29 protein-coding genes, 2 pseudogenes and 1 riboswitch are annotated in these 22,486 nt (G+C 69.7%); of the genes and pseudogenes, 12 read left to right on the top strand and 19 right to left on the bottom strand.

Going from position 1 to position 22,486, the window contains the following annotated elements:
* The first annotated feature begins 126 nt into the window (after nucleotides 1-126).
* Complete coding sequence (locus H4N64_RS39320) at nucleotides 127-732, top strand: TetR/AcrR family transcriptional regulator C-terminal domain-containing protein (protein WP_186287412.1); 606 nt, start codon at nucleotides 127-129, stop codon at nucleotides 730-732.
* A gap of 252 nt (nucleotides 733-984) precedes the next feature.
* Here H4N64_RS39320 and H4N64_RS39315 read toward each other — a convergent pair whose 3' ends face one another.
* The 7 genes and pseudogenes from H4N64_RS39315 to H4N64_RS39285 form a co-directional block, all read right to left on the bottom strand.
* The gene (locus tag H4N64_RS39315; RefSeq protein ID WP_186287422.1) at nucleotides 985-1,506 is read right to left on the bottom strand and encodes a GNAT family N-acetyltransferase; all 522 of its coding nucleotides are present in this window, start codon (nucleotides 1,504-1,506) and stop codon (nucleotides 985-987) included.
* 1 nt (nucleotide 1,507) lies between these two features.
* Nucleotides 1,508-2,087 (bottom strand): annotated as a pseudogene (locus H4N64_RS39310) (GNAT family N-acetyltransferase).
* Between the two features lie 63 nt (nucleotides 2,088-2,150).
* A complete protein-coding gene (locus H4N64_RS39305; RefSeq protein ID WP_186287411.1) occupies nucleotides 2,151-2,465 on the bottom strand; it encodes a hypothetical protein in 315 nt (104 codons plus the stop codon).
* Entirely contained in the window at nucleotides 2,458-3,300 is an 843-nt protein-coding gene (locus H4N64_RS39300) for an energy-coupling factor ABC transporter ATP-binding protein (protein WP_186287410.1), read from the bottom strand. The genes H4N64_RS39305 and H4N64_RS39300 overlap by 8 nt, the downstream gene beginning before the upstream one ends.
* Entirely contained in the window at nucleotides 3,297-4,046 is a 750-nt protein-coding gene (cbiQ, locus tag H4N64_RS39295) for a cobalt ECF transporter T component CbiQ (RefSeq protein ID WP_186287409.1), read from the bottom strand. Before cbiQ ends, H4N64_RS39300 begins: the two co-directional genes overlap by 4 nt.
* A gap of 6 nt (nucleotides 4,047-4,052) precedes the next feature.
* Nucleotides 4,053-4,415, bottom strand: a complete 363-nt coding sequence (locus H4N64_RS39290; protein ID WP_186287408.1) for an energy-coupling factor ABC transporter substrate-binding protein — start codon at nucleotides 4,413-4,415, stop codon at nucleotides 4,053-4,055.
* Complete coding sequence (locus H4N64_RS39285) at nucleotides 4,412-5,119, bottom strand: energy-coupling factor ABC transporter permease (protein WP_186287407.1); 708 nt, start codon at nucleotides 5,117-5,119, stop codon at nucleotides 4,412-4,414. The genes H4N64_RS39290 and H4N64_RS39285 overlap by 4 nt, the downstream gene beginning before the upstream one ends.
* A gap of 30 nt (nucleotides 5,120-5,149) precedes the next feature.
* A riboswitch (cobalamin riboswitch) is annotated at nucleotides 5,150-5,332 on the bottom strand.
* 203 nt (nucleotides 5,333-5,535) lie between these two features.
* Here H4N64_RS39285 and H4N64_RS39280 point away from each other — a divergent pair.
* Nucleotides 5,536-5,928 (top strand): RidA family protein, encoded by a 393-nt coding sequence (locus tag H4N64_RS39280; protein WP_186287406.1) that lies wholly within the window; start codon nucleotides 5,536-5,538, stop codon nucleotides 5,926-5,928.
* 481 nt (nucleotides 5,929-6,409) lie between these two features.
* Here the strand turns inward: H4N64_RS39280 and H4N64_RS39275 are convergent.
* Together H4N64_RS39275 and H4N64_RS39270 are read right to left on the bottom strand one after the other, a co-directional pair.
* Nucleotides 6,410-6,675, bottom strand: a pseudogene (locus H4N64_RS39275) (VOC family protein).
* Between the two features lie 41 nt (nucleotides 6,676-6,716).
* A complete protein-coding gene (locus H4N64_RS39270) occupies nucleotides 6,717-7,130 on the bottom strand; it encodes a hypothetical protein (protein ID WP_186287405.1) in 414 nt (137 codons plus the stop codon).
* A 149-nt stretch (nucleotides 7,131-7,279) separates the two neighbouring features.
* Here H4N64_RS39270 and H4N64_RS39265 point away from each other — a divergent pair, with 149 nt between their 5' ends.
* On the top strand, nucleotides 7,280-7,447 hold the full coding sequence (locus tag H4N64_RS39265) for a DUF4132 domain-containing protein (protein WP_186287404.1): 168 nt from the start codon (nucleotides 7,280-7,282) through the stop codon (nucleotides 7,445-7,447).
* A gap of 214 nt (nucleotides 7,448-7,661) precedes the next feature.
* Here H4N64_RS39265 and H4N64_RS39260 read toward each other — a convergent pair whose 3' ends face one another.
* Nucleotides 7,662-7,844 (bottom strand): hypothetical protein, encoded by a 183-nt coding sequence (locus H4N64_RS39260; RefSeq protein ID WP_186287423.1) that lies wholly within the window; start codon nucleotides 7,842-7,844, stop codon nucleotides 7,662-7,664.
* A gap of 276 nt (nucleotides 7,845-8,120) precedes the next feature.
* Here H4N64_RS39260 and H4N64_RS39255 point away from each other — a divergent pair, with 276 nt between their 5' ends.
* Nucleotides 8,121-8,864: a methyltransferase domain-containing protein gene (locus tag H4N64_RS39255; RefSeq protein ID WP_186287403.1), complete on the top strand. Its 744-nt coding sequence runs from the start codon at nucleotides 8,121-8,123 to the stop codon at nucleotides 8,862-8,864.
* A 117-nt stretch (nucleotides 8,865-8,981) separates the two neighbouring features.
* Nucleotides 8,982-9,410 carry a hypothetical protein gene (locus tag H4N64_RS39250; RefSeq protein WP_186287402.1) on the top strand — a complete coding sequence of 143 codons (429 nt, stop codon included), beginning with the start codon at nucleotides 8,982-8,984 and terminating at the stop codon, nucleotides 9,408-9,410.
* Here H4N64_RS39250 and H4N64_RS39245 read toward each other — a convergent pair whose 3' ends face one another.
* Entirely contained in the window at nucleotides 9,411-10,058 is a 648-nt protein-coding gene (locus H4N64_RS39245) for a dihydrofolate reductase family protein (protein WP_186287401.1), read from the bottom strand.
* A gap of 238 nt (nucleotides 10,059-10,296) precedes the next feature.
* Between H4N64_RS39245 and H4N64_RS39240 the strand changes: the two genes are divergently transcribed.
* From H4N64_RS39240 to H4N64_RS39230, 3 genes are all read left to right on the top strand, one after another.
* Entirely contained in the window at nucleotides 10,297-10,761 is a 465-nt protein-coding gene (locus H4N64_RS39240) for an SRPBCC family protein (protein ID WP_186287400.1), read from the top strand.
* On the top strand, nucleotides 10,758-11,096 hold the full coding sequence (locus H4N64_RS39235) for an ArsR/SmtB family transcription factor (RefSeq protein WP_186287399.1): 339 nt from the start codon (nucleotides 10,758-10,760) through the stop codon (nucleotides 11,094-11,096). Before H4N64_RS39240 ends, H4N64_RS39235 begins: the two co-directional genes overlap by 4 nt.
* A gap of 89 nt (nucleotides 11,097-11,185) precedes the next feature.
* A complete protein-coding gene (locus H4N64_RS39230; protein WP_186287398.1) occupies nucleotides 11,186-11,626 on the top strand; it encodes an SRPBCC family protein in 441 nt (146 codons plus the stop codon).
* 72 nt (nucleotides 11,627-11,698) lie between these two features.
* On the opposite strand, the gene H4N64_RS39225 is transcribed toward H4N64_RS39230, so the two are convergent.
* Nucleotides 11,699-12,826, bottom strand: a complete 1,128-nt coding sequence (locus H4N64_RS39225; protein ID WP_186287397.1) for a hypothetical protein — start codon at nucleotides 12,824-12,826, stop codon at nucleotides 11,699-11,701.
* A gap of 1,166 nt (nucleotides 12,827-13,992) precedes the next feature.
* On the opposite strand from H4N64_RS39225, the gene H4N64_RS39220 reads away from it, so the two are divergent.
* Complete coding sequence (locus H4N64_RS39220) at nucleotides 13,993-14,526, top strand: hypothetical protein (RefSeq protein WP_186287396.1); 534 nt, start codon at nucleotides 13,993-13,995, stop codon at nucleotides 14,524-14,526.
* A 251-nt stretch (nucleotides 14,527-14,777) separates the two neighbouring features.
* Here H4N64_RS39220 and H4N64_RS39215 read toward each other — a convergent pair whose 3' ends face one another.
* Entirely contained in the window at nucleotides 14,778-15,521 is a 744-nt protein-coding gene (locus H4N64_RS39215) for a CbtA family protein (RefSeq protein WP_186287395.1), read from the bottom strand.
* 16 nt (nucleotides 15,522-15,537) lie between these two features.
* Nucleotides 15,538-15,759 (bottom strand): CbtB domain-containing protein, encoded by a 222-nt coding sequence (locus H4N64_RS39210; protein WP_186287394.1) that lies wholly within the window; start codon nucleotides 15,757-15,759, stop codon nucleotides 15,538-15,540.
* 254 nt (nucleotides 15,760-16,013) lie between these two features.
* On the opposite strand from H4N64_RS39210, the gene H4N64_RS39205 reads away from it, so the two are divergent.
* Nucleotides 16,014-16,604: a histidine phosphatase family protein gene (locus H4N64_RS39205; protein ID WP_186287393.1), complete on the top strand. Its 591-nt coding sequence runs from the start codon at nucleotides 16,014-16,016 to the stop codon at nucleotides 16,602-16,604.
* A 119-nt stretch (nucleotides 16,605-16,723) separates the two neighbouring features.
* Here H4N64_RS39205 and H4N64_RS39200 read toward each other — a convergent pair whose 3' ends face one another.
* Together H4N64_RS39200 and H4N64_RS39195 are read right to left on the bottom strand one after the other, a co-directional pair.
* Complete coding sequence (locus H4N64_RS39200) at nucleotides 16,724-17,857, bottom strand: tyrosinase family protein (RefSeq protein WP_186287392.1); 1,134 nt, start codon at nucleotides 17,855-17,857, stop codon at nucleotides 16,724-16,726.
* Nucleotides 17,793-18,323 carry a hypothetical protein gene (locus H4N64_RS39195; RefSeq protein WP_186287391.1) on the bottom strand — a complete coding sequence of 177 codons (531 nt, stop codon included), beginning with the start codon at nucleotides 18,321-18,323 and terminating at the stop codon, nucleotides 17,793-17,795. The genes H4N64_RS39200 and H4N64_RS39195 overlap by 65 nt, the downstream gene beginning before the upstream one ends.
* A 164-nt stretch (nucleotides 18,324-18,487) precedes the next feature.
* Between H4N64_RS39195 and H4N64_RS39190 the strand changes: the two genes are divergently transcribed.
* On the top strand, nucleotides 18,488-19,132 hold the full coding sequence (locus H4N64_RS39190) for a dihydrofolate reductase family protein (RefSeq protein ID WP_186287390.1): 645 nt from the start codon (nucleotides 18,488-18,490) through the stop codon (nucleotides 19,130-19,132).
* 489 nt (nucleotides 19,133-19,621) lie between these two features.
* Here H4N64_RS39190 and H4N64_RS46250 read toward each other — a convergent pair whose 3' ends face one another.
* Nucleotides 19,622-19,891: a sulfurtransferase TusA family protein gene (locus H4N64_RS46250; protein WP_186287421.1), complete on the bottom strand. Its 270-nt coding sequence runs from the start codon at nucleotides 19,889-19,891 to the stop codon at nucleotides 19,622-19,624.
* A gap of 106 nt (nucleotides 19,892-19,997) precedes the next feature.
* A complete protein-coding gene (locus H4N64_RS39180) occupies nucleotides 19,998-20,483 on the bottom strand; it encodes an Lrp/AsnC ligand binding domain-containing protein (RefSeq protein WP_186287389.1) in 486 nt (161 codons plus the stop codon).
* An 81-nt stretch (nucleotides 20,484-20,564) separates the two neighbouring features.
* Between H4N64_RS39180 and H4N64_RS39175 the strand changes: the two genes are divergently transcribed.
* A complete protein-coding gene (locus H4N64_RS39175) occupies nucleotides 20,565-21,815 on the top strand; it encodes a MalY/PatB family protein (protein WP_186287388.1) in 1,251 nt (416 codons plus the stop codon).
* Between the two features lie 118 nt (nucleotides 21,816-21,933).
* Here the strand turns inward: H4N64_RS39175 and H4N64_RS39170 are convergent.
* A partial coding sequence (locus H4N64_RS39170; RefSeq protein WP_336246926.1) for a GtrA family protein occupies nucleotides 21,934-22,486 on the bottom strand: 553 nt, incomplete at its 5' end.

Here is a 22,486-nt window from a genome sequence, read left to right as displayed (position 1 = left end):
CTGGCTGTGCGGAGGCGGGGGACGTGGGCGTGCGGGGTGTCCGGCGCGTAAACCTAAAGCCTTTCGGTTTCCGCAATGTAACCTGCTCCTCGACACCTGAGAAGACCCTTGAGGGAGACACCGCACATGGGACGGCCGCGCACACCGCTGCTCGACCGGGCGCGCATCACCGCCACGGCGCTCGAACTGATCGACGCACAGGGCGAGTTCAGCGTCCCCCAGATCGCGCGCCGGCTCGGGGTGCAGACCGGTTCGGTGTATCACCATGTGGACGGCCGGGACGGCATCGTCGAGCTGATCCGCGAGCGGGTGGCACAGGGCATCGACTCCTCCGCCCTGGATCTACGGCCCTGGGATACGGCCCTGAAGGCCTGGGCCCGCTCCTACCGCGCCGCCTTCGCCGCCCACCCGCGCGCGGTGCCGCTGCTGATGACCAACCCGGTCCGCGCTCCCCGCGTCCTCGCCCAGTACGAGGCGGCCGTCGTCCTCCTCCTCGCCTCCGGGTTCGCCCTGGCCGACGTCATGCCCGTGATCGTCGCCCTGGAGAACATCGCCCTCGGCTCGGCGCTCGACCTCGCCGCCCCCGAAGCGATGTGGGAACTCGCCGACGAGACAGCGACGCCCCGCCTGGCCGAGGCCCTGGCGGCATCGGCGGGCAACCGCGCGGACCGCGCCTTCGAGTTCGCCCTGGAGGGCTTCCTCGCGCACGCCCGCCGCCGGCTGGAGGCGTAAGGGGGACAGCGCCGCGTTGACACCTGGAGCCGCTGACGGCCCCGTGGCTCAGATGGCCTCGGGCTGCTCGAAGTCCTCGACGAAGTAGCTGTCGTGCCGGATGCGGTCCCACTTCTCGCTGTTGTAGAGCTCCAGTTGACCTCGCCCTGGCGGACATCGCCAGGGAGTCGCTGAGCGCTCTGGCCGCCCGACGCGACGAACTCCTTCGGCGTGCCGAGGAGGGGGCCGACCGCCAGGGCGCCTCGTGCCGGGTCACTCTGAGAGAGCGGAACGGAGGTTCCGGACGTACCGGTCGAGCCGTGCGCCGTCCGTGCTGAGCCGCTGCCGACCGGGGGCGAACCCCGCCCGCCGCGCGACCGCGGCAGATCCGCGATTCTCCGGCTCCACCTGGATCACCGCCTCCAGCCCGCCCTCACTCGCCGCGTATCCGCAGACCAGAACAACCGCGCGGGTGGCCAGACCGCGTCCCCTCCAGGACGGGTAGAGCCCGTAGGCGACATTCACTTGGCCGGGAGACAGCCGCTCTCCCTCGAACCGCAGGTCGATCGTCCCCGCGAGCACCTCGTCGACGCCGACCCGGATACCGAACGCGCGCAGCGGTCCGGCCGCTTCCCATTGCTCCCGACAGTGCCGGACGTACGCTTCGACGTCCTCGCGCGTCCCAGGACCGCCGTTGAGGTAGCGAACGAGCAACTCATCCTCGCCCGAGAGATGCGCCTCCACATCGTCCAGACGCAGCGGGGACAGAGTGACGATCCCGTCGGACAGCTTCATTTCACGCACGGGTAGCTCTGTCGGGGCCATGGCGCGTCGGCCGGTCAGGGCCTCGCCACCGGGTAATGCGGTACACCACGTTCGGTCGCAGTGGCCCTTCGGGCGCGGTGAGGTCGTCGAAGTCGGCGTCCGGGACGGGTCATGCCGATGCGGCGCATCACCGCCTGGGAGCGGAGGTTGGTGGCCGTGGTCACGGCGAGGATCTCGGGCAGTTCGAGAGTGTCGAAGCCGTACGCCAGGACCGCCGACGCGGCCTCGGTCGCGTAACCCTGCCCCCAGGCCGGGCGGGCGAGCCGCCAGCCGATCTCCACCCCGGTGAGCGGCGTGTCGTCCTCCACCTCGTCCAGGCCCGCGAAGCCGATGAACTCACCCGTGGCCCGCACCTCGACCGCCCACCACCCATAGCCTCGCCGGTCGAAGTCGGCCAGGAAACGAGCCACGGAGGCATCGCTCTGCTCGCGGGACAGCACCTCGCCCAAGTGCTCCCGAACCTCGGGATCGGCGTTCATCGCCGCCCAGGGTTCAAGGTCGGAGTCCCGCCAGCGGCGCAGGAGCAGGCGGTCGGCGCGCAGTTCTGCCATGCCGCCCAGCCAACGTGAGCCGCACGCGTACGGCAATCCATTTCTTGGGGGCGACTTCGTCGGTCACCTGCGCCGCTGCCCGCCGCCCCCACGCCCGCGAGCCACCCGTACCCGCTCCAGTACTCCATCGATCGCCGCACACACCGCACAGCCATCCCCCGCACAGTCATGGACGGCCCCCACCTCGGCAAGTGCCGTGTCGACGTCGTCCAACGCCCGATGCAGCTCCTCCACGTTCGCCAGCAGCACCCGGATCCGGGCGCTCTGCCCGCCCAACTGCCGTCGGCTGGCCAGTAAGCGTGCGAAGTCCTCGGCGGAGACCGCGACCAGCTCCTGCCCGTCGACCGTGACGGGCCGGGACCGGGGTGTGTCAGCCATCGGCCGGTATCGGCGCGACCAGGGCGGCGAGCTCCTCGGGCGTGCGAGGCCCTGCGGCGCCGTCGCTCAACAGGCCCTGCCCACGTAGCAGTTCGGCCGCCGCGACCCCCCACGGCAGCCGCAGCCCCGCCTCCCGCAGGAGATCCGTACGGGCCAGCATCTCCGGCGCGGCACCGGTGCGGACACCGCCCGGGGTGAGGAGCGCAGCGTCATCGGCCCAGCGCAGCGCGAGATCGACGTCATGGGTGGCCATGACCACGGTCGTACCGCCCGCCCGCAGCCCGTCCAGCGTGGCAAGCAGCCGTTCCTGCCCGTCCGGATCCAGCCCGGCGGTCGGCTCGTCGAGGATCAGCACCCGCGGCCGCATCGCCACCGCACCCGCGATGGCCGTCCGCTTGCGCTGGCCGTAGGAGAGCAGATGGGTGGGCCGATCGGCCAACGCCGTGATGTCCAGCGCGGCCAGCGCCTCCTCGACCCGCCCGCGCACCTCGGCGTCGGAGAGCCCGAGGTTGAGCGGCCCGAAGGAGACATCCTGCCCGACGGACGCCGCGAACAGCTGATCGTCCGGATCCTGCACCACCAGCTGGACCGTGGTCCGCATCCGGGTCAGCCCCTTGCGGTCGTACGACACCACCTGCCCCTCGACGGTCAGCCGGCCCTCGCGCGGCCGCAGCCCGCCGCTCAGCAGCCGCATCAGCGTGGTCTTGCCGCTGCCGTTACGGCCGAGCAGCGCCAACGCCCGCCCCTCGCACACCTCGAAGTCCAGGCCGTCGAGCACGGTCGGCCCTTCCTCGTAGGCGTAGGACGCGCCCCTGAGGGCGACCAACTCGCTCATGACAGGGGACCTTCCAGTACGAGGGTGAGGGCGGCCAGCGCTATGAGGAGCCCGCAGCTCGCGGCCGTGAAGCGGACGGAGACCCGGGCCTCGGGTACCAGCACGCGCAGCGTGCCGTCGTAGCCGCGGCCGGCGAGCCCGGCCTGCAGCCGGGTGGCCCGGTCGAAGGCCCGCACGAACGCCATGGCCCCGAGTCCGCTCAGGGACCGCCAGGTCGCGGCCCGCGTGGTGTGCCCGAGCCGCGCGGCCTGCGCGTCCCGGACCCGGCGCATGGAGTCCAGCAGCAGAAAGCTCATCCGGTACGTCACCAGCGCCACGTCGACCACGGCGGTCGGCACACCGGCCTTCACCAGCCGGGGCAGCAGATCCGACATCGGGGTGGTGAACGCGAACAGCAGCACACCCAGGGAGGCCGCCGAGGTGCGCAGCAGCAACTCCCCGGCGCGCAGCGCACCGTCGTCGGCGAGGGAGACGAAGCCCTGCGGTCCGCCCACCTGGACGAGCAGCGTTGCGGCACCGGTCACGCAGAACCCCAGTGGCACCCGGTAGGCCCGCCAGAGCTTGCGGCCCGGCACGCCCGCCGGGCCCAGCAGAACAGCGAGGGACGTCAGCAGGACCAGCGCGGCGCCAGGCCAGGGCGGCAGCGAGATCGCGAGCACGGTCAGGCCGAGCCCGAGCACGGCCTTGTCCACGGGATGGCGGCGGCGCCAGCGACTGCTGTGCGCCGCCGCGTCGATCGGCAGCACGAAGGATCAGACCCCTTCGCCGTCGGACTCCCCGGCGCCGCCAACACCCGCGGCATCGCGTTCCCGGGCCCGCTGTTCGCCCTGCTTGCGGCCGCGCCGCAGACCGAAGTAGTAGGCGAGGACGCCCGCGCCGAGGGCGGCCTGGAGCGAGAACAGTGCCGACTCGATCTCACCTGACGGCGGCTCGTACAGGGGCGAGAACCAGGGCTCGTAGTCCGGTTCGATCTCGGTGATCGCGGTCTCCGCCTCGCCGTCGGAGCCCGTGAACGGCTGCTCCTTGTCGTCGCCGAGACCGAGGACGAGCGGCATGACCGCGAGAAGTGCCACGGCCAGCAGGAGCAGCAGGTTGATCTTCGTGTTACGGCTCATCGGGCCACCGCCTCGCTCGACTCGGCCTGAACCCGCTTTCCGCCGGCCACAAGCACGCCGAGCCGGGTCAGTTCTCCCTTGCTGGACTGCACCAGCAGACGCATCACCAGCACGGTGAGAAGCCCCTCGCTCACCGCGAGCGGGATCTGCGTGACGGCGAAGATGGAGCCGAACTTGCCGAGCGCACCCAGGAACCCGCTGCTCGGGTCGGGGAACGCCAGCGCGAGCTGGACGCTGGTGACGCAGTAGGTGGACAGGTCGGCGACGAACGCGCCGCAGAACACGGCGACCATCAGCGGCACGTCGTACCGCCGTAGCAGCCTGTAGACGGCGTATCCGGCCCAGGGCCCGACGATCGCCATGGAGAAGACATTGGCGCCGAGCGTGGTCAGGCCGCCGTGCGCGAGCAGCAGGGCCTGAAAGAGCAGGGTGATGGTGCCCAGCACCGCCATGATCGGCGGCCGGAACAGGATGGCGCCCAGTCCGGTGCCCGTGGGGTGGGAGCAACTCCCGGTCACCGAGGGCAGCTTGAGTGCGGACAGAACGAAGGTGAAGGCCCCGGAGGCGCCGAGGAGCAGGGTGCTCTCCGGGTGCTCCCTGACCTCACGGGTGAGTGACCGAACTCCGTGAACGACGAACGGCGCGGACGCGACGCCCCAGGCGACCGCGTGCGCCGGAGGCAGAAAACCCTCGGCTATGTGCATGGCTCAGCAGACCCTCTCCAGCACCTCGTGGATGGTTGACGTGCCTTGGCCGGTCTCCTGGCTGACGGGTGACACCGCCCGAACTCCGCCTTCCCGGGTCCAAGGACCCAGTGGCTGCCCGTCAGGGCCGGAGCCGGACTTCCCGATCACAGTGGCGAGGGCCGCACCGGTTTGACACCGGATTTCCCGTTCACCAAGGCCTGGTGACAGTAATGCCAGGACAGGGGCCATGACAAGCGGGCCCAGGGGGCGCACAGGGGGAGCGAACCGGCTCACACGGGCGGCCGCCCGTGTGGCGGGGTGTCAGCCGGCGGCGGTGGGAACCGTCGCCGTCAGGGTGCGGTGCGCAAGCCGGATCGCGCGGCGGCCACGGCGTGCATTAGACGTATCCCCGCTGGCCACCTAGCGTTCGGCGCATGACAGAGCGACGTGCGATCCTCAGCGGCTCCACTTTCGAGGAGCAGATCGGCTACGCCCGAGCCGTGGTGGACGGCGACTGGGTGCATGTGTCCGGGACGACCGGCTTCGACTACACCACCATGACCATCTCCGACGATGTAGTGGAACAGGCCGAGCAGTGCCTGCGCAACATCGAGGCGGCGCTGGCGGAGGCGAAGTGCACCTTCGCCGACGTGGTGCGGGTGCGCTACTTGTTGCCCGACCGCGAGGACTTCGAGCCCTGCTGGCCGGTCCTGCGTCGCCGCTTCGGCGAAGTCCGCCCGGCCGCCACGATGCTGATGTGCGGCCTGGCCGACCCTCGGATGAAGATCGAGATCGAGGTGTACGCGCGGCGAGCGACGGGGGAGTAGAGCCCGAATCTGCACGGCGGCGGGGGCGGTCGGCCAGGCCACGGTTCCGCTGATTGCCGGGTACGCGGAGGAGCGGGACGTTGTGCGGATCCGCTGGTCCTGGCGGTGGTGGTCACGGACGCGCTCCAGGCAGTGGCCGGTTTCGGCCTCGTCGGCCTCAAGCGCACGGGCCCGAGCCTGGTGTCCACGGCCGTGTTTGTTCGGAGTGCCGGCCGCGCCGGCTGTCCCGGTGGCCGACGCGGCCGGATTGATGGGATGAACTGAAGGCCGGGATGCTGTATAGTCGATCTTGAGCGGTTCGCCGGAACTCCGGTGCTCCGGTTCTGCGTTGGTGGTCCAAGGAAAGACGCCCCGCTTCCTGCGGGGAGATGCAGGTGCAAGGCCTGCCCGGCGCTCGGATATGCGGCCCGTCCCGAACATCGGGGCGGGCCGCATGCGTTGTCGAAGCGTGTGTCGCGTCTCACGTACATGGAACGGTTGATCAGTGTCGTGCGGGCGAGTTGATCGCGACGAGCTCGACTTCGAAGCCGTCCTCGTTCTCCAGGTAGGTGGCGTAGTGCTGCTCACCGCCGGCATGCGGATGCCGCTCGGGGAACAGCAGGTGACCAGGTAGGTCGGCCCAAGCCGCCAACTGCGCCCGCCGTCCCAGCTCTGGAAGGGGGCGTATCCCAGTACCTCCAGCAGCCAGCCGAGTGAGGCGAGCGCGCGGTGGAGGTCTGGTACCCACAGTTCGACGTGATGCAGCATGCCGTGGGTGGGCCGGCTCATACGGCGACCACCTCGGCCGCCTACGCCCGAACCCAACGCCGGAGTGCCTCGACCGTGTCCTCCGGTGACGAGTTGAAGCACAGCCGGATCCCAGGGGCGGCCTCGGTGAGTACGTTGATCAGTCGCTCGAACAGCAGGGTGTTCTCCGGCAGCATCCGTACGCCACCTCCGATCATCGCCAAACCGAACGAGTGCTCCTTGAGTTGCTCCCGGACGGCTGCCTCGGCACGCTCCGGAGAGGTGTCGATCAGACACGGAACCGCATCGAACCCGGCCTCGCGCAACGCCGCGTTCGCCGCCTCGATCCGAGCAGTGAGTGCCGCCTCGTCGACCCCTTCGGGCATCCGGCTGTAGTCGAGCGCTCTCGGATGCAGCCCGATGGACAGCACCTTTGTGTCGCCCGGTAACGGAGTCGAGCTCGTCGGCCGGTCCATGGACGTCGCCCCTTTATCAGTGTCACGGTGATCTACCCGGTGTATCACGGGAGCTGGAGAAAAGTGTGCGCTGTCAAGCAAACGGGGGGACCCCGGTCGGCTTGTGGGACATCCGTCCGGGGACAGGTAGGGCGATCACCCGCTCACACGTGCCCCACAACGTCGACGCGACCCGGCTGCTGGCCGGCAAGATTGAGGACACGCTCAGTGCCGAGCGCCGCCGCCTGCGTGCGCTGCTGCACGAGAACCGGCTGTGGCCGCATGCCGAGTGGGCCCGCTACTACCGAGACCACCCGCGTACGGCTGTGGCACCCTGAGCGGGCAACACCGGCTCAGGTCAAGGCCGTTCCACCTTCCTCGCCGAACGCGGCACCCAACAACCCTACGACCAGCTCCAGGACGCCACCTGACGGCACCGCGAGCACGAGCGTCCCGGCCCAGGTGGCCGAGTCCGATGATGGCCCCGGCCACCTCCGATCGCACCACCTTCACCGGCGGTCGGCCCGGATCACCATGGGCCGACACCGGTCACTACTTATCCCGCTCCGGCAGGGGAGAGTAGCCAGTGGCCCCCGGCGTTCGTCCCTCCGGCGGGTAGTCGCAGTCGATGCTGGAGATCTCGTAGTCGTCGCCCTCGCTCTGTTCCTGATCGACGACCACCGCCGCGGTGCAGACCCGGCCGTGCTCGTCGGTGAGCCCCCACCGCGGTCTCATCCCTCGCCCCTCCACGTCTTCCCTCAGCCCCAACTCGGTTGTCGCTCCACAAGGTAGCCGTCACCGACTGAGCGGCACGGAGAGGGTGTTATGGCTGATTTGCGAAGTAGGTTGGGCGATTCGAGGATCAGCGGACGACTTCTTTGGGCCATCTGACGGTACGGCGGCCGGGCAGGGCCGGAGCAGACTCTCTGCCACGACCGCGGCCCGGCGAGCCTCAGAGTCATGCGGGGCGACGTGGCCGACGTACAGGACGAAGCCAGAAGGGGGCGGCACGTGAGCGTGCAGCAGTACGACGAGATCGGCGAGGCATTCGAGGGCTTCAAGTCCCTTCCACTGATGCGTTACGGAGAGGTGCCGAGCTTTCTGGGCATGGTCGGGGACGTGAGCGGCAAGTCGGTACTCGACCTGGCGTGCGGAACCGGCTTCTACAGTCGGGAGTTCAAGCGGCGCGGCGCCATGGATGTCTTCGGCGTCGACATCTCCGTCGAGATGATCGCGGCGGCGCGGGAGATCGAGCGGCGGGACCCGTTGGGCGTGCACTACGAGCTCGGTGACGTGGTCGAACTGCCGCAGCTCGACAGGCGCTTCGACATCGCGCTGGGCGTGCAGTGCCTCAACTACGCCGAGGACATCGCGGCGATGGAGCGGATGTGCCGGAACATCCATCAGAACCTGGTGCTGGGCGGCGAGTTCTTCGTACTCGCTCAGAAGCCCGACTACCAGTTCGACTGTGCGTCCTTGGACGCGTACGGGTTCCGCTGCGAGCCGACCGGCGAGGAGATCGAGACGGGTCCGCGAGTACGGGTCACGGCTCTCCTCGACCCGCAGCCGATCAGCATCGTCTCCGTGGCCCCGCGCCGCGAGGTCTACGAGAAGTGCCTGCGGGCGGCCGGCTTCAGCGAGGTGGAGTGGGTTCCGCTTCAGGTGTCCGAAGCCGGCGTCCGTGAGTACGGCGAGGACTTCTGGGCGGACCTCTTCGCAAGCCCGCCACTGGAGATGCTGCGCTGCCGCGCCTGACCTGCCGATGGCGGAACTGCGGCTGACCGTCGGGACGACACCCCGTCGGTATCGGCGGTGAGGACGGATCCGCCTGCGGACCCGTTGTCAGTGGTGTGGTCCAGAATGCGGCACAGCATGATCAACACCGGCCCGGACGGGGTGTGCGGTGTTCACTCCTCCGTCTGGAAGGCCGTATCGATGCCGCTCGCCCAGCATCTGCCCATGAGAGACCTCGCCCGCCCCCGAGGGCCCGTGACCCCGCTCGCCGCACCCGCGGCCGATGTGATGCGCATCGTGTCGGACTCCCGCACGCCGGTGTTCGTCACGGCTCTCGCGGGCGGACGACTCCGCTACGGCTACTGGCGGCCGGCCGGCTCAGCCGGAGGCAGCGGTGGGTGTCATGTCGCCCTGCCGACGGACGTGTGCGAGGAGTTGCGCGCCGCCGGCCACATCACGCTGGGCGCACCCGTCACCGATCCGGGAAAGACCACGTACCAGGTCAGCCCGAGCCGCACCCTGGCGCAGGCGAAGGGGGCCGGACGTGAGCGGGGCCGTGCGGCATGATCAGATACCGGCACGGGTGAACGTCACATGCGTGACCCCGCTGGGCGAGGAGGCGGCCTCGACCCGGTAGTCCTTCTCCAGGTTCTCCAGCCCGTCCCAGAGGCGTACGCCTCGGCCGAGCAGGATCGGGACCACTGTGATGTGCATGTGGTCGATGAGTCCGGCGGCAAGGAAGTCACGGATCACGGTGGGGCCACCGCCGATGCGCACGTCCTGGCCGTCCGCCGCCTCGCGGGCCGTTTCGAGCGCCTTGGCGGGCGAGGTGTCGAGGAAGTGGAAGGTCGTGCCGCCCTCCATCTCGATCGACGGGCGCGGGTGGTGGGTGAGGATGAAGGTCGGGGTGTGGAACGGCGGATTGGGGCCCCACCACCCCTTCCACTCCGGGTCCTCGTGCCATCCGGGGAAGCCGTACTTCCCGGCGCCCATGATCTCGGCGCCGATCCCGGGCGTGAACTGCCGCACGAAAGCGTCGTCGAGGCCGCTGGTCCCGCCGGTCCGGCCGATCCTCTCGTTCCACCACCGGGTGGCGAACATCCACTCGTGCAGCCGTTCGCCGGCGTGGCCGAACGGCGCGTCGCGGCTCAGACCCTCACCTGTGGCGAAGCCGTCGAGCGAGATCGAGAAGTTGTGGACGCGGGCGAGTGACATGGCTGGCGACTCCGTTCCGTCTGCTGTTCGCGCTTCGTCGGATCAGTTCGGTCATGCAGCTGATGGCCGCCCCGACATCGTGACGCCCCCGGGGCGTTCTTGCCATGTCTTCGAGGCCGACTGAACCCCTGCCGAGCAGCTGTTGCCCTACCCGAATGGGCAACCATCGGTTGCACATATGGCTGTACCGGTCTATCGTTATGTGCAACCAAAGGTTGCGATTGGCTGGGAGAACGGCATGGAGTACGGCAGCATCGAGCGGGAGATCCACATCGCCGCCACACCGGAGGTGGTCTACGAGGTCGTCAGCCGGCCCGAGCACCTGCGGGAGTGGTGGCCGGACGAGGCGGAACTCGCCCCGGTGCCCGGCGCCACCGGGGCGATCACGTTCGGCGACAAGGCTTCGCCGGAGGCGACGGTCGTACCCGTCACGGTGATCGAGGCGGACCCCCCGCGCCGGTTCTCCTTCCGGTGGGTGTACGACGAGGGCGAGACCGCCGTGCCGGGCAATTCGCTGCTGGTGACCTTCGACCTGGTTCCGTCCGGCGGGGGCACCCTGCTGCGCTTCAGCGAGACGGGATTCCGGGAGAGGGGCTGGGAGGCGGCCGTACTCGAAGAGGCGTACCGCGAGCACGTCACCGGCTGGGACCACTTCCTGCCCCGCCTCGTCGACTACGTCGCCCGGCTGGTGTCGACGCGATGAACGTCACCGTCGACGACGAGCTCTGGTCGGCGGTGGGGGACCCCACCCGGCGGCGGATGCTGGACGTGCTGCTGGCCGACGGCGGCGGCACGGCGACCACCCTGAGCGGGCAGCTTCCGGTGACACGGCAGGCCGTCGCCAAACACCTCGGTGTGCTCCAGCGGGTCGGTCTGGTGCACGTCACGCCGTCCGGACGCGAGCGCCGCTACGAGGTGGACGAGGCCCAACTGGCCCGCGCGGTCGCCCAACTGTCGGCGGTCGGGGCCACCTGGGACGCCCGGTTGCAGCGCATCAAGCGGATCGCCGAGGCGATCCAGCGGGGCCAAGAGGGCTGATCCCGCGCCGAAGGACGTCGCCGCAACCGTTGCGGCACGCATGAACCGCGCCCGAACGCGGGCGCCCGGACAAGGAAAGAGGCAGTGCCATGGTGGACATCCTGCACAGGATCGGAGTCACGTCGTCGCCCGACGACGTCTACTCCGCCTTGACGACCATTGACGGACTGGCGGGCTGGTGGACCCAGGACACCGACGGCGACAGCGACGTCGGCGGAGTGATCCGGTTCCGCTTCGAGCCCGGCGGGTTCGACATGAAGGTACTGGAGGCCGAGCCGAACGAGCGTGTGGTCTGGGAAGTCGTCGACGGCCCTCAGGAGTGGATCGGCACGCGGATCCGCTTCGAGCTGAAGCAGGAGGACGGCTTCACGATCGTGCTGTTCCGGCACGAAGGCTGGAAGGAGCCGGTGGAGTTCATGTACCACTGCTCCACCAAGTGGGCGACCTTCCTCATGAGCCTCAAGAGGCTCGTCGAAACCGGCAAGGGTGAGCCCGCACCCCACGATGTGAAGATCAGCAACTGGCATTAGGGCGTGTCAGGCGGAGGAGTTGTGACGTGCCCGGCTGCCCGGCTGCTCGGCACACATGGGGCGCGGGTCCGGTCAGGCTTCGAGGTGCTCGGTGTAGGCCTCCGTGGGTGGAGCCGGTACTCGGCTCGTCATGCCTGCCGACCAGAATCCTGTGGTGCCGGGGATGGGTGTCACGTCGTTGAGGTACGGCGTCGCGCCGGTGTCGGCCGGGCCGCGGGCTGTCGTCCAGCCGCTGCCGTCTCGGCGCAGGTAGGTACTGCGGCTCTGGTCCTGGTAGTTCCAGCCGGAGATCCATGCGGCGCGGCCCTGTGCGTCGCCTGCGAGGCCGCTCAGCGACCCGAGGGTGAAGCCGGCGTCGACTCGTGTCCAGGTGGTGCCGTCGAAGTGGCTCAGGGAGGGGTTGCCGGGGCGGCCCACGGGCCCGCCGACTCCGGCCTCGGTGCCCACCGCCCAGACGTCGTCCGCAGCGGCGGCGTGGATGTCGGCGATGCCCAGGCGCAGGCCCGGGATCGGGGGCAGGACCGTCCACGCCCCGTCCCAGCGGGCCACAAGTCCGGACCAGCCGCCGCCGTTCGACTGATCCCCGGACACCCACACCTCACCGGGCGAGCGCAGGACGACCCGGTAGAGATTCGCGCTCGTGACGGGCAAGGGGTCCAGCCACTGCCAACGTCGCCGGTCGTGATGGAGCAGCCGGACGGCGCCGCCTCGGGTGCCGCAGATCCACACCCGCCGGTCGGGGCCGACCGCCACGGAGTTCAGCCGGACGTCCGGCTCACCCCGTCCCGGGAACGCGGCCTCGCGCCAGGTGGTTCCGTCCCAGCGCAGCAGCGGACTGCCGTTCTCGACGGGCTGGCCCACACTCCACGCCGCGGTGGGGCAGGTACCGGCGACATCCCACAGCCGTATGTGGTTCAGATGCGACAGATCGGTCTTCGTCCACGCGCTGCCGTTCCACAGCATGGCCAGCGCACGTCCCCCGGAGGGCCCGCCGAGCTGCTCCTCGCCCACGGCCCACGCGAGTCGGGGTCCGGCGGCGGCGATACGGCGCAGTTGGGCGGGGGGAGTGCTGCCGGGGGCCGGCACGGCCTGCCAGCCCTGCATGCGGGGCGTCGGCGTGGCGGCCAGCGATGGGTCCGGGCCGAGGGCGACTCCCGCGAGCGTGCCGATCGCCCCGGCCACAAAGTGTCTTCGTCTCATTGGTGGGTCCCTTCCAGGTGGATCGGGCGGATGGGAGGGACCACGGTGAACCAGCAGGCCGAAAGGGTCCAGATACGTGCGTGACAAAGCCGGCAGGGCCGGGTGGATTTGGACAGTTGTGCCGCCACGTCAGGTGCACCCAGGCCCAGGTGCCCGAACTGACCGTCCAGTACGCCGACTACGCCGCCGCCTGGACTCGCTGATGGCCGTGGAACTGCGCAACGACATCCAGAGCCGGCACGACCGGCTGGGTCCACCAGTGCTCTCGCGCCGGGAGATGCCGAAGAAGTCGTGGTCGAACTGGTCGATACGGTCCAGGAATCCGTCGGAGCGGGCACGTCTCCGGCAACCCGACCTTCACCGAACTCCTGCTGGACAATCTGCTCGCCGAACCGGCCGATCGCCAACACCGAGGTGCACATTCCTCGGCGAGCAGCTTGCCGTCGGTGGCCCCCGCCCTCGCCGCGAAGGAAGTCGTCCAGCCGGCATGACGGGGACCCCGCGTAGGCCGGCACGCTCGCCTACGCGGCGGCGGGCGTCCTCTTCGAGCACCTCTCGGTCGGCACGGTCCTCGCGGCGCTCGCCGCCGGGGCGACCGTATGCGCCCTGGTACTGGTGAACCTGGCCCGCCGCGCGTCCGACTGATCCGGTGGTTCGGCGCTATGGTGGCCGGTTGCGAGGAGGCACTCGTCGAGGGCAGGGCGCCGCACTGGTCGCAGAGAATCGCAGGGGGGCGCTTGTCTGCATATATCTGCTCCCCCGCGCGCTGGCGCTCGCTCCATGCGGTGAATTGCCTGCGCACCCCATGGTCGTAGCCCTGCGCTCCCCGTTGCATGGAGTATCACCCGCTCATCTGCCCACGTAAGGAAGCAGCAGGAACAGATGAGCTACAGATGATCACCTGACACATGCAGAACGGCGGTAGGGATCCATCCGTCCGAGCGCTGTCGCACTCCTCGACAAGCGCGCCGACACCGGCCGGTGGGAACCCAGGGCTGCGAGGGACCCCTGGAGGGCCCGAGCGCGTCGCGGACGTCGACCGGCTCCGCGCAGCACCCGGGCTGTCCTTCGCTGCCCTGCCGGTTCCGCAGCCGTCCGAGGTGGTCGGTCGGATCAACCGTTGACCTGCCGGGCTCTCGGGCCCGACACCACGCAGGAGGTTTGTGATGGCACTGGCGCAATGGACGAACGCGATGGAGTGGCTGGCCGCCGCTGCACGGGACCCTCGGTCCTGCAAGAACGACTGGCAGCGCGGCAGCAGTGGCATCCATCTGCTGGCCTCGGGACGATTCTGGGACGTGCTGATCGTCCCCGCATGCCTCGGCCTGCACGCGGCCGACATCCTCACCGATCTACCCCGAATCAAGCCCGGCCCCGTACTCCTCGACAGCAGGCGGCAGCACATCGGCTTCTTCCTGCCACCCGATCCGGCGACCGTCTGGGTCGGGCACGACATCCGCTACCTCAACGAGGGCGGATGGATCGCCGCCCCCGCCCCGCACTGCCGGTGGGGAGACCTCCGCTGGCTCTGCCCGCCCGACGGAAGCGGCACCCTGAACTCCCCAGCGGCCCTGGAACTCGCGCTGCACCAGGCCATGGGCGAACTCGCCGGCGTCCACGGCAGACTGCACCACCGGAACGCCCCCCACCGCAGCGCGAACACTCCTAGATCGCACGACGCGACGGAATACTCCGGTTGATCGCTCACTCCACCGAGCCCCGGTCGGGTCCTGGCGCCCCGTATGCCCCCGGCAGAGATCCATCCGGACAGCAAGCCGGCGGTAGGACCTGCCGTGAGGTCGAACCTCCAACCGCCAGTGCGTGCGGGTCCCCAGGGCACGCGGGCTGATCGGACCGTGGCAGAACGCCCAATGGCCGTACCGCTCGCGCGCTGACCGCACTGGACCCGCCGGGCGCGCCCCCGGCGGGTCCAGTCGCAGTGTCTGGCGGATCAGGCCACTGGTACCGGCACCCGATGAGCCACCGGCCTGGGGGACAGGACGCGTTCGGCCAAGAATCCGAAGAGCAGCCCGAATCCGGCCCACAGCACCGCCTGGACCCCGATCGACGCGAGCCGGAACTCCCACAGGTCCGAGGCCGGGAAGCCCTTGGGGATGTTGGCCCCGGACGGCAGGAACACCATCGCCACAGTCACGGCCGCCGCGAAGGCCAGGCCGGCGGTGACGGAGGCGTTCCAGTTGCCCCAGCGGGGCGCCAGGCGGCGGCCGAGCATGGTCGCCGCGATGCCCAGCAGCACACTGAGCACGATCATCAGGAAGAACAGCGCGGTGCGCTGGCCGAGGGTGTCCGGGTTGCCCACCGCGGGCGGGTTCGCCGGGTACTTCAGCGTCGGCACCAGGTACATGAGCAGGAACGCAGCCAACGCGGTCAGCGCCGCGGTGGCCCGCGCCGAGAACCGGCCGACACGACCCAGAGCGAAGCAGAAGGCCAGCGCTGCGATCCCGCCGACCGCGACGCCGAAGATCAGCATGCCGGTGGCCAGACCGGCGGTCGACTGTACGGAACGGCTGACCAAGTCTTCACCGTGCTCGTGGGAGTTGGCCGACTCGAAGGCGATCGCCGCGTCGACCGGTCCTTCGCCGACGAAGTAGGCGAAGAGCAGAGCCGGGACGGCCGCAAGCAGCCCGGCGAGCATGCCACGCACCAGCAGGGTGCGCACTGTGGCGGAGTTCATCGAGGTTCCGTCCGTCTCAGTGGCAGGGGAAGCCGAGCAGATGGCGGGCGTCGTGCACCCACTCGTGCACGCCCTCGCCGGAGAGTACGGAGGTGGCGCCCTGCTCGGCGCCGACGAAGTACAGCAGGACCAGCATCAGTACACCGAAGAACACCGCCCAGGGGGCGAGCGCCTTCAACGGCAGAGGTGCGAGGGCAGGCTGGGTGGTGGGGGCAGGGGCGGCAGTGGACTGCGCCATGGCGAGACCTCCTCGGGAACAACGCGTCCCGCGATCGTGTGGAGCACTCGACGACGGCGTTGGGTCTGACTCACCACCACCTCCATGGTGGAGGGGTGGCACACAGTGGCGCGACCGTGCCGGACTTGCACCGGACTTCCGTCTCGCCGTCGTCCTTGTCGTCCGAGATCGTAGAGGCAAGACGGGGATCGGCCAACATGGCGTGTGCCACCTACGATGAGCCGACCGTGGTGAGAATCGGCGAAGGGGCTCGCATGACCGTCCGGCTCACACTGGTGTGCGCCCCCGCTCGCACAGGGCGCGACGTGCGCTTCGGAGACACCGAGCCCGATGAGCGGGCACTGCGGCGAGCCCGTGCCGCCGCCGCATCCCTGGAGACGACGGGCACGCTGTACGCCGCGCCCTCCCACCGGTGCCGGCAGACCGCGCAAGCCCTGGGGTGGCTCGGAGTCACCGTCGAAGCCGCGCTGCGGGACCTCGACATGGGCCGCTGGCAGGGGCGGACTCCCGAAGAGGTGGCGGACGAGGACCCCGCCGCGCTGACGGCTTGGATGACGGACCCGGAGGCGGCCCCGCACGGTGGTGAGTCGGTGGGCGACCTGTGCCGTCGGGTGGCCGCCTGGATGGACGCGCTGCCGGACGGTGCTGGGCGCGTGCTGGCCGTGGTCGATCAGGCGGTGGTCCGTGCCGCCGTGCTCTCCGTTCTGGCGGCCCCTGCTCAGTCCTTCTGGCGCGTCGATGTCCCTCCGCTGGCCAAGTTCGAGTGCACCGGCCGGGCGGGACGATGGAACTTGCGGTTGGGGGACGCGTCCCCGACGAACGGCTCGGGGCGGGTGGCTTCGTAGCCGCTGACCACGGTCAGGACGTCGATGCCGATGGCGCTCCTCTCTGAGGTCAGGGTGATGCGCGGCGGGTGCTCGCCGGCCGCGTGGGCTTCACACGACTCGCCGCAGACAGCGAGGACTCACGGTGCAGGGGGCGCGTAGCGGTAGCCCACGGCGTCGAGGGTCTCGGTGTCCAGCACGTCCTCCACGCTGACCGGGTCGGCCCCGGAGAAGTCCGGCAGGAGCTGTTTCACCTGGGAGCCCACCAGGGTGTCGTAACCCGGAGCGCTGCCCACCCAAGGCCACATCCGGTCCTCCAGACGATGCCCGGGAGGTGCCGGCTGAAGGTCGACCGGCGAGAGCTGCGCCGACGGCGGATAGTGGTCCCGCGGCTTGGAGCCCGGCACGGTGGCGAGGCGCCGGCCCTGCCAGTTCGCCCACAACCGGTCCACGTTGGCGTGATGGAGCCAGAAGACCGGGTCGTTGGGCGAGAAGGCCTGGGACATGTGGCCACCGATGAAGTTGTGCCCGCTGTTGTGGGTCGGGACGAACACCTGCGAGCCGCCCTGGCCGGTGGCGAGGAAGCCCTCTTCCAGAGCCGCCCAGAAATGCCAGAAGGGATGGACCCCCGGCTGCTCAAGGACGAACTGCTCCAAAAGCGCGATGTGACTGCGGCCGGGCGGCCACTGCGCTCCTACGTCTCCTCTGGCCAGGCTGGTGCCGAAGGACTCCTCCAGCAGCGGATGGACGGGGAACCCGGTCGCTCCTGGGAGGTCCGTCGGCCACCAGGCAGGTCGCTCAGCCGACGGGACGGGGTTGCGCAGCACGCTGTCGGTCAGGGGCGCGGGTTCGCCGGAGTTCAGGGAGCCGAGGAAATCGCCGGTGAACAGCTTGTCGACGGCCCCTGCGTGATCGGTCCAGTCCCAGTAGGGGACGGTGACGCCGGGGACCTCGGCCTGCAGGGCCTTCTCGAACTGTCTGACGTACTGGCGATGCCAGGCGCAGAACCCGATGCTCCAGTGAGCGAAGTTGACGGTCTCACCGGCCGGGAGCTCCGGCGGATGGACGACCATGACCGCCCGGTGCAGGGCGACGAACTGGTCGTAGACGCTCGCGCCCGCGGGTCCCGCGGGGGCCGGCCGGTGCTTGAGGCGGATGAGGGCCTCCAGGAACAGATCCCGCTCCTGCTCGGTGAGGTCGACGGCGCTCTTACGGATGTCCATGGCCGCCGCCTCCCCCATGATCGTGGTGCCCGGGCTCAGGGTGCGTGTCACCGCCGGGTGAATGGTCGTGTTCGAGATGGCCGCTGGCCGGTACGCCGTGCAGGCCGACGAAGAAGGGTCGGGCCGGATCGTCCGTCAGCAGCCTGGTGATCAATGCCCGGAAGGTCTCGCCCGTCCTGGTACGCAGGACCAGCTCGCTCTGGTACATGTTCGCGGGGCCGAGACCGATCTGGAGCAGCACACCGGCGCGGTACGACTGGACGTCGATCTCCGCCTGCCTGACACCGACCGCGCCGCAGTGGACAGCCCCCTCCAGGTTGGCGGCGAGCTCCTGGACGCGGTGCGCGTTGCAGCCGTCGGCCGGGGTGAGGGTGGTCAGTAGGTTCAGGTGCTCGTACAGCATGCGGGGCCCCGTGACGACGACCCTGACCTCCGGGACGTCGACAAGCAGGTCCACCAGCGTGGCGCCGCCCTTGCTCAGGGCAAGAGTCAGGGTGCGGGGTGTGGCTGTTGTCATGTGCTCAGCGTCCGGCCGGTCAGTGGCCATGCGCGACCCCGGTACGCCCGAATGCGGGGGAGGGCGGGATTCCTGGGGCGGCCTCGGGTGGAGTAGCGGTGCAGCGATGAGTTTGGCCGGCCGGGAGAGTCTGACCATCGTTGTCGACAGCACAGGAGGAACACGTGGCTCAGCTACTACGAGTCCAGAACTTCAACGTCTCCAGCGATGGCATCGGCGCCGGTGAGGACCAGAGCCTGGCAAGTCCGTTCGGCCTCGCCCATGCGGAGAGACTCTTCGCCTGGGCAGGTGCCACGGCGAGCTGGCCCATGCGCACCGACCCCGGGGGCAGCAGGGGCCTGGACGACTACTTCACGCGGGACTACGCCCGCAACATCGGCGCCGAGATCATGGGCCGCAACAAGTTCGGGCCGCAGCGCGGGCCCTGGCAGGACCATGAGTGGCGCGGTTGGTGGGGTCAGGAACCCCCGTTCCGCACGCCGGTCTTCGTCATGACCCACCACCTGCGTCCTTCGTTCACGCTCTCCGACACCACGTTCCACTTCGTCGATGGCGACCCGGCCCCGGTCCTGGAGCAGGCGCGGGAGGCGGCGCAGGGCAAGGACATCCGACTGGGCGGCGGGGTCACCACCATCCGCCAGTTTCTCGACGCCGACCTCGTCGACACCATGCATGTGGCGGTCTCGCCGGTGAAGCTCGGGCCGGGACTGCGACTCTGGGAGTCCCCCGATGAACTGCTGGACCGGTTCCACCTGGAGGTCGTGCCCAGCCCGAGCGGAGTGACGCACCACCTGTTCTGGCGAAAGTGACCGCCCCTCAGGTCAGCCCCGGCGGTCCGTGCCTCCCCCGGGACTGACCTGGGGTGGGGCTCTGCTCCCACTCTGAGGCCGGGTCGTCGAGTGCGACGACGTCGCGGTTCACCAGCGTGCCGCTCATGTCACGCGTGGGAGCGAGTCGACCGGTGCGAGGCCATGCGCCGCCGAGGCACCGACGTCTCGGCATCGGCCAGACGACCCCAACCGGCCACAGACCTGGATCAGCGACCGGCGAATGCGGGTTGCCAGGTGCCCTCCGCCTTCCTCATTCCGAGCTGCGTGCAGGCTCGTCGGCGTCGCCGGACACACCCTGTGCGGCGCGAGCAGGGGCGCTGTCCGCACGATGACCAAGGACGTCGCCGCCGAGTACGCGGCCGCGAACGTCCGCGTCAACTGCCTGCATTCCAGCGGCAGCGGCACCGTAGGCCGCCATGCCTGTGTCGACGGGCAGTCGCCGTTAACGTCTTCACGGCTCATCCCGCTTCACCGATCTGGGCCGGCTCGGTGCCAGGGCGCGTCGGGGCGGGTGGGACGCGCGTCGACGGTGAGCTGGAGGGCGTACACCGGGCGCTCGCCGGGGACGGGGCAGAGGTAGGTGTGGCCGGTCATGTGACACCAGGCGGGCAGGTCGAGCGGGGCGGCGGGGTCGGTGGCGATGACGTGGACGACGGTGCCGGGCGGTGCGCTGTCGATCTCCTTGCGGAGTCGGAGCAGGAGAGTGACGCAGAGCAGGCCCGTGCCGTCGACGGTCAGGTCGGCCTCAGACGGTTCATCGGCTCCTCGCGGTCGGGGGGCGGGGCGGACGGACGGGTCCGAGGGCAGGTCCAGGCTGCGGGAGATGACCGAGCTGTCGGCATGTTCAGGGAGTGGAAGTCGGCGCGCTCACGTCACGCGGCGGCCGTCCCGGCAACGGGCGGGGGTGGACCGCTTGCTTCATCACGATGGTCGAGTTGAGGCCGCGGACCCCTGGCAGATGGATGAGCACCGACTCATAGAGGCGCTGATAGGACGGCAGGTCTGCGCTGACCACGCGGATCAGGTAGTCCGGTTCGCCGAACAGCCTCTGGGCCTCGATCACCTCGGGGATCTCGGCGAGCGCGGCGTCGAATTCCGTCACCGCGTCGGGCCTGCTGAGCGTGGCGAAGAGCAGGACCTCGAACCCGTACCCCAGTGCCGCGGCGTCGACGACGGCACGGTAGCCGCTGATGACCCCGGCCGTCTCCAGTTCACGGACGCGGCGCTGGCACCTGGACACGCTGAGGGACACCTTCTCAGCCAGATCGGTCAGCGTGATCCGCCCCTCGGACTGGAGGGTGGCAACAATTTTGCGGTCAGTGGAATCCACGAGCAAAGTTCTAGCGGCGAATGCCCCGTAGTGGGCAAAGTTCATAAACATTTTGCCCGTCGCCATGGCTAGCATCCAGTCATGGCAACCGACACCGCACCCTCCGACCCGGCACGACGCGACATCGCTGCGGCGGCAATGCCCGGATCGGTTTTCGACACCGTCGTGGACCGCAAGAACTCGAACTCCATGAAGTGGGCCTACGCCCACCAACTCCTGGCAGCCGATGAGACCGCGGCCGACCCGCTGCCGATGTGGGTCGCCGACACCGACTTCAAGGCCCCGCAGGCCGTGATCGACGCGCTCCACCAGGCCGTGGACCACGGCGTCTTCGGGTATCCGGGCGGGGCGACGGACAGCTACCTCGACGCCGTGACCGGCTGGCAGGCCAAGCGGTTCGGCTGGGAGGTGCCGCGGGAGTGGGTGCTGCAGACCGCAGGCATCATCACTACCCTCAAGACCGCGGTGCAGGCGTTCTCCGCCCCGGGCGACTCCGTCCTGATCCAGCCGCCGGTCTATGCCCACTTCCACAACGACGTCATGCTCAACGGCCGCCACCTCGCGTTCGCTCCCCTGGAGCGGACCGACCACGGCTACCGGTTCGACGCCCGGACCTTCGAGGCCGCCATCCGGCCCGACACCAAGCTGTTCATCCTCAGCCACCCCCACAACCCCACCGGGAACGTCTGGACCGAGGACGAACTGAGGACCATGGGCGAGATCTGCGCCCGGCACGGCGTCCTGGTCATCTCCGACGAGATCCACCAGGACCTCATCATCAACCCGGACAAGAAGCACATCCCCTTCGCCTCGCTCGGCCCGGAATTCGCGCGGAACAGCATCACCTGCACCGCCCCCAGTAAGACCTTCAACCTCCCCGGCCTCCAGAGCGCCAACGTCTTCGTCCCCGACCCGAGGCTGCGCGAGGAACTGGCGCGCCAGTACGACCGCAACCTCTTCCCGCTGGTCAACATGCTCGGCATGGTCGCCTCCGAGGCCGCCTACGCGCACGGTGAACCGTGGCTGGAGGAACTGCTCACCTACCTGCGCGGCAACCATGCGCACTTCGCGCAGTCGGTCAACACCGCCACCACGAAGGTACGGGTGCTGCCCGCCGACTCCCTCTACCTGGCCTGGATGGACTGCCGGGGCCTCGGGATGGACGCCGAGTCCCTCGACAAGTTCATGCTCACGAAGGCGCGCCTGTGGCTGGACAAGGGACAGAAGTTCGGCATCGAGGGTCACGGTTACATGCGGGTCAACCTGGGCTGCCCTCGCTCCACGGTCGACGAAGCGATACGGCGGCTGCTCGGGGCCGTCGAGGGCCAGTGAGAAAGGCAGGGCGGCATGACATCCGCCATCGAGGCCCGCTTCGCAGCCCCCTGGCCGCAGCGGGCGGTGCTCGTGGTCAGCTGCCTGCCGGGGTGGGGGTGTTGGGGCGGGGTTTGTTCTATGCGGCGAGGACGGGCGCGGTCGTCGTCTGCTGGTGCGTCAGCGGTCGTGCGCTGTGGGCGCGGCGGCTGGTGAAGACGTAGAGGCGGAGGATGAGGAAGCGGGCGGTGCCGGCGAGCGCGGAGGCGGTGAGGTAGACGGTCTGTTCGGTGAGCATGCCGGGGGAGGGGTGTATCTGGTGCAGGGCCCATATGGCGAGGCTGGTGCTCAGGCAGGCGGCGGTCGCCGAGCCTGCGGCCTGCCAGTGTTCTCGCCATGTGGCGCTGCGGTGTTGGGTGAAGGTGTAGCGGGCGTGGAGTTCGGTGCACAGCAGGGTGGTGGCGACGGTGATGATCGCGTTGGCGGCGGCCCAGGGCAGGGCGTTGGCCAGCAGCGGCACCGCGAAGCTGGCGAGGACCCCGGTGCCGCCGCCGAGGATGACGAAGCGGATGAAGGAGGCGAGGGGGCCGGGGCCGCCCAGAGTCGCCGCCTGGGGCTTGGGTGAATGTGGCGACTTCATGGCGGCGTCCTTCCGGTAAGGGTGGGGAGTTGCTGTGACGGCTGCGGGCGGT

Origin of the sequence: Streptomyces cupreus, assembly GCF_014257025.1 — a bacterium.
GTDB lineage: Bacteria > Actinomycetota > Actinomycetes > Streptomycetales > Streptomycetaceae > Streptomyces > Streptomyces cupreus.
Note: the sequence above shows the minus strand (reverse complement) of the source record. Positions and strands in the feature narration are given on the sequence as shown.

Bases quoted from the DNA above. Each gene is read 5' to 3' on its own strand.
- H4N64_RS39320 (WP_186287412.1), top strand. From the start codon at position 127: ATGGGACGGCCGCGCACACCGCTGCTCGACCGGGCGCGCATCACCGCC.
- H4N64_RS39175 (WP_186287388.1), top strand. From the start codon at position 20,565: ATGGCAACCGACACCGCACCCTCCGACCCGGCACGACGCGACATCGCT.
- H4N64_RS39300 (WP_186287410.1), bottom strand. From the start codon at position 3,300: ATGAGCGAGTTGGTCGCCCTCAGGGGCGCGTCCTACGCCTACGAGGAA.
- H4N64_RS39225 (WP_186287397.1), bottom strand. From the start codon at position 12,826: ATGAGACGAAGACACTTTGTGGCCGGGGCGATCGGCACGCTCGCGGGA.
- H4N64_RS39215 (WP_186287395.1), bottom strand. From the start codon at position 15,521: ATGAACTCCGCCACAGTGCGCACCCTGCTGGTGCGTGGCATGCTCGCC.
- H4N64_RS39245 (WP_186287401.1), bottom strand. From the start codon at position 10,058: ATGTCACTCGCCCGCGTCCACAACTTCTCGATCTCGCTCGACGGCTTC.
- H4N64_RS39210 (WP_186287394.1), bottom strand. From the start codon at position 15,759: ATGGCGCAGTCCACTGCCGCCCCTGCCCCCACCACCCAGCCTGCCCTC.
- H4N64_RS39205 (WP_186287393.1), top strand. From the start codon at position 16,014: ATGACCGTCCGGCTCACACTGGTGTGCGCCCCCGCTCGCACAGGGCGC.
- H4N64_RS39305 (WP_186287411.1), bottom strand. From the start codon at position 2,465: ATGGCTGACACACCCCGGTCCCGGCCCGTCACGGTCGACGGGCAGGAG.
- H4N64_RS39315 (WP_186287422.1), bottom strand. From the start codon at position 1,506: ATGAAGCTGTCCGACGGGATCGTCACTCTGTCCCCGCTGCGTCTGGAC.
- H4N64_RS39195 (WP_186287391.1), bottom strand. From the start codon at position 18,323: ATGACAACAGCCACACCCCGCACCCTGACTCTTGCCCTGAGCAAGGGC.
- H4N64_RS39285 (WP_186287407.1), bottom strand. From the start codon at position 5,119: ATGCACATAGCCGAGGGTTTTCTGCCTCCGGCGCACGCGGTCGCCTGG.
- H4N64_RS39250 (WP_186287402.1), top strand. From the start codon at position 8,982: ATGATCAACACCGGCCCGGACGGGGTGTGCGGTGTTCACTCCTCCGTC.
- H4N64_RS39270 (WP_186287405.1), bottom strand. From the start codon at position 7,130: ATGGACCGGCCGACGAGCTCGACTCCGTTACCGGGCGACACAAAGGTG.
- H4N64_RS39235 (WP_186287399.1), top strand. From the start codon at position 10,758: ATGAACGTCACCGTCGACGACGAGCTCTGGTCGGCGGTGGGGGACCCC.
- H4N64_RS39230 (WP_186287398.1), top strand. From the start codon at position 11,186: ATGGTGGACATCCTGCACAGGATCGGAGTCACGTCGTCGCCCGACGAC.
- H4N64_RS39280 (WP_186287406.1), top strand. From the start codon at position 5,536: ATGACAGAGCGACGTGCGATCCTCAGCGGCTCCACTTTCGAGGAGCAG.
- H4N64_RS39290 (WP_186287408.1), bottom strand. From the start codon at position 4,415: ATGAGCCGTAACACGAAGATCAACCTGCTGCTCCTGCTGGCCGTGGCA.
- H4N64_RS39240 (WP_186287400.1), top strand. From the start codon at position 10,297: ATGGAGTACGGCAGCATCGAGCGGGAGATCCACATCGCCGCCACACCG.
- H4N64_RS39220 (WP_186287396.1), top strand. From the start codon at position 13,993: ATGGCACTGGCGCAATGGACGAACGCGATGGAGTGGCTGGCCGCCGCT.
- H4N64_RS39260 (WP_186287423.1), bottom strand. From the start codon at position 7,844: ATGAGACCGCGGTGGGGGCTCACCGACGAGCACGGCCGGGTCTGCACC.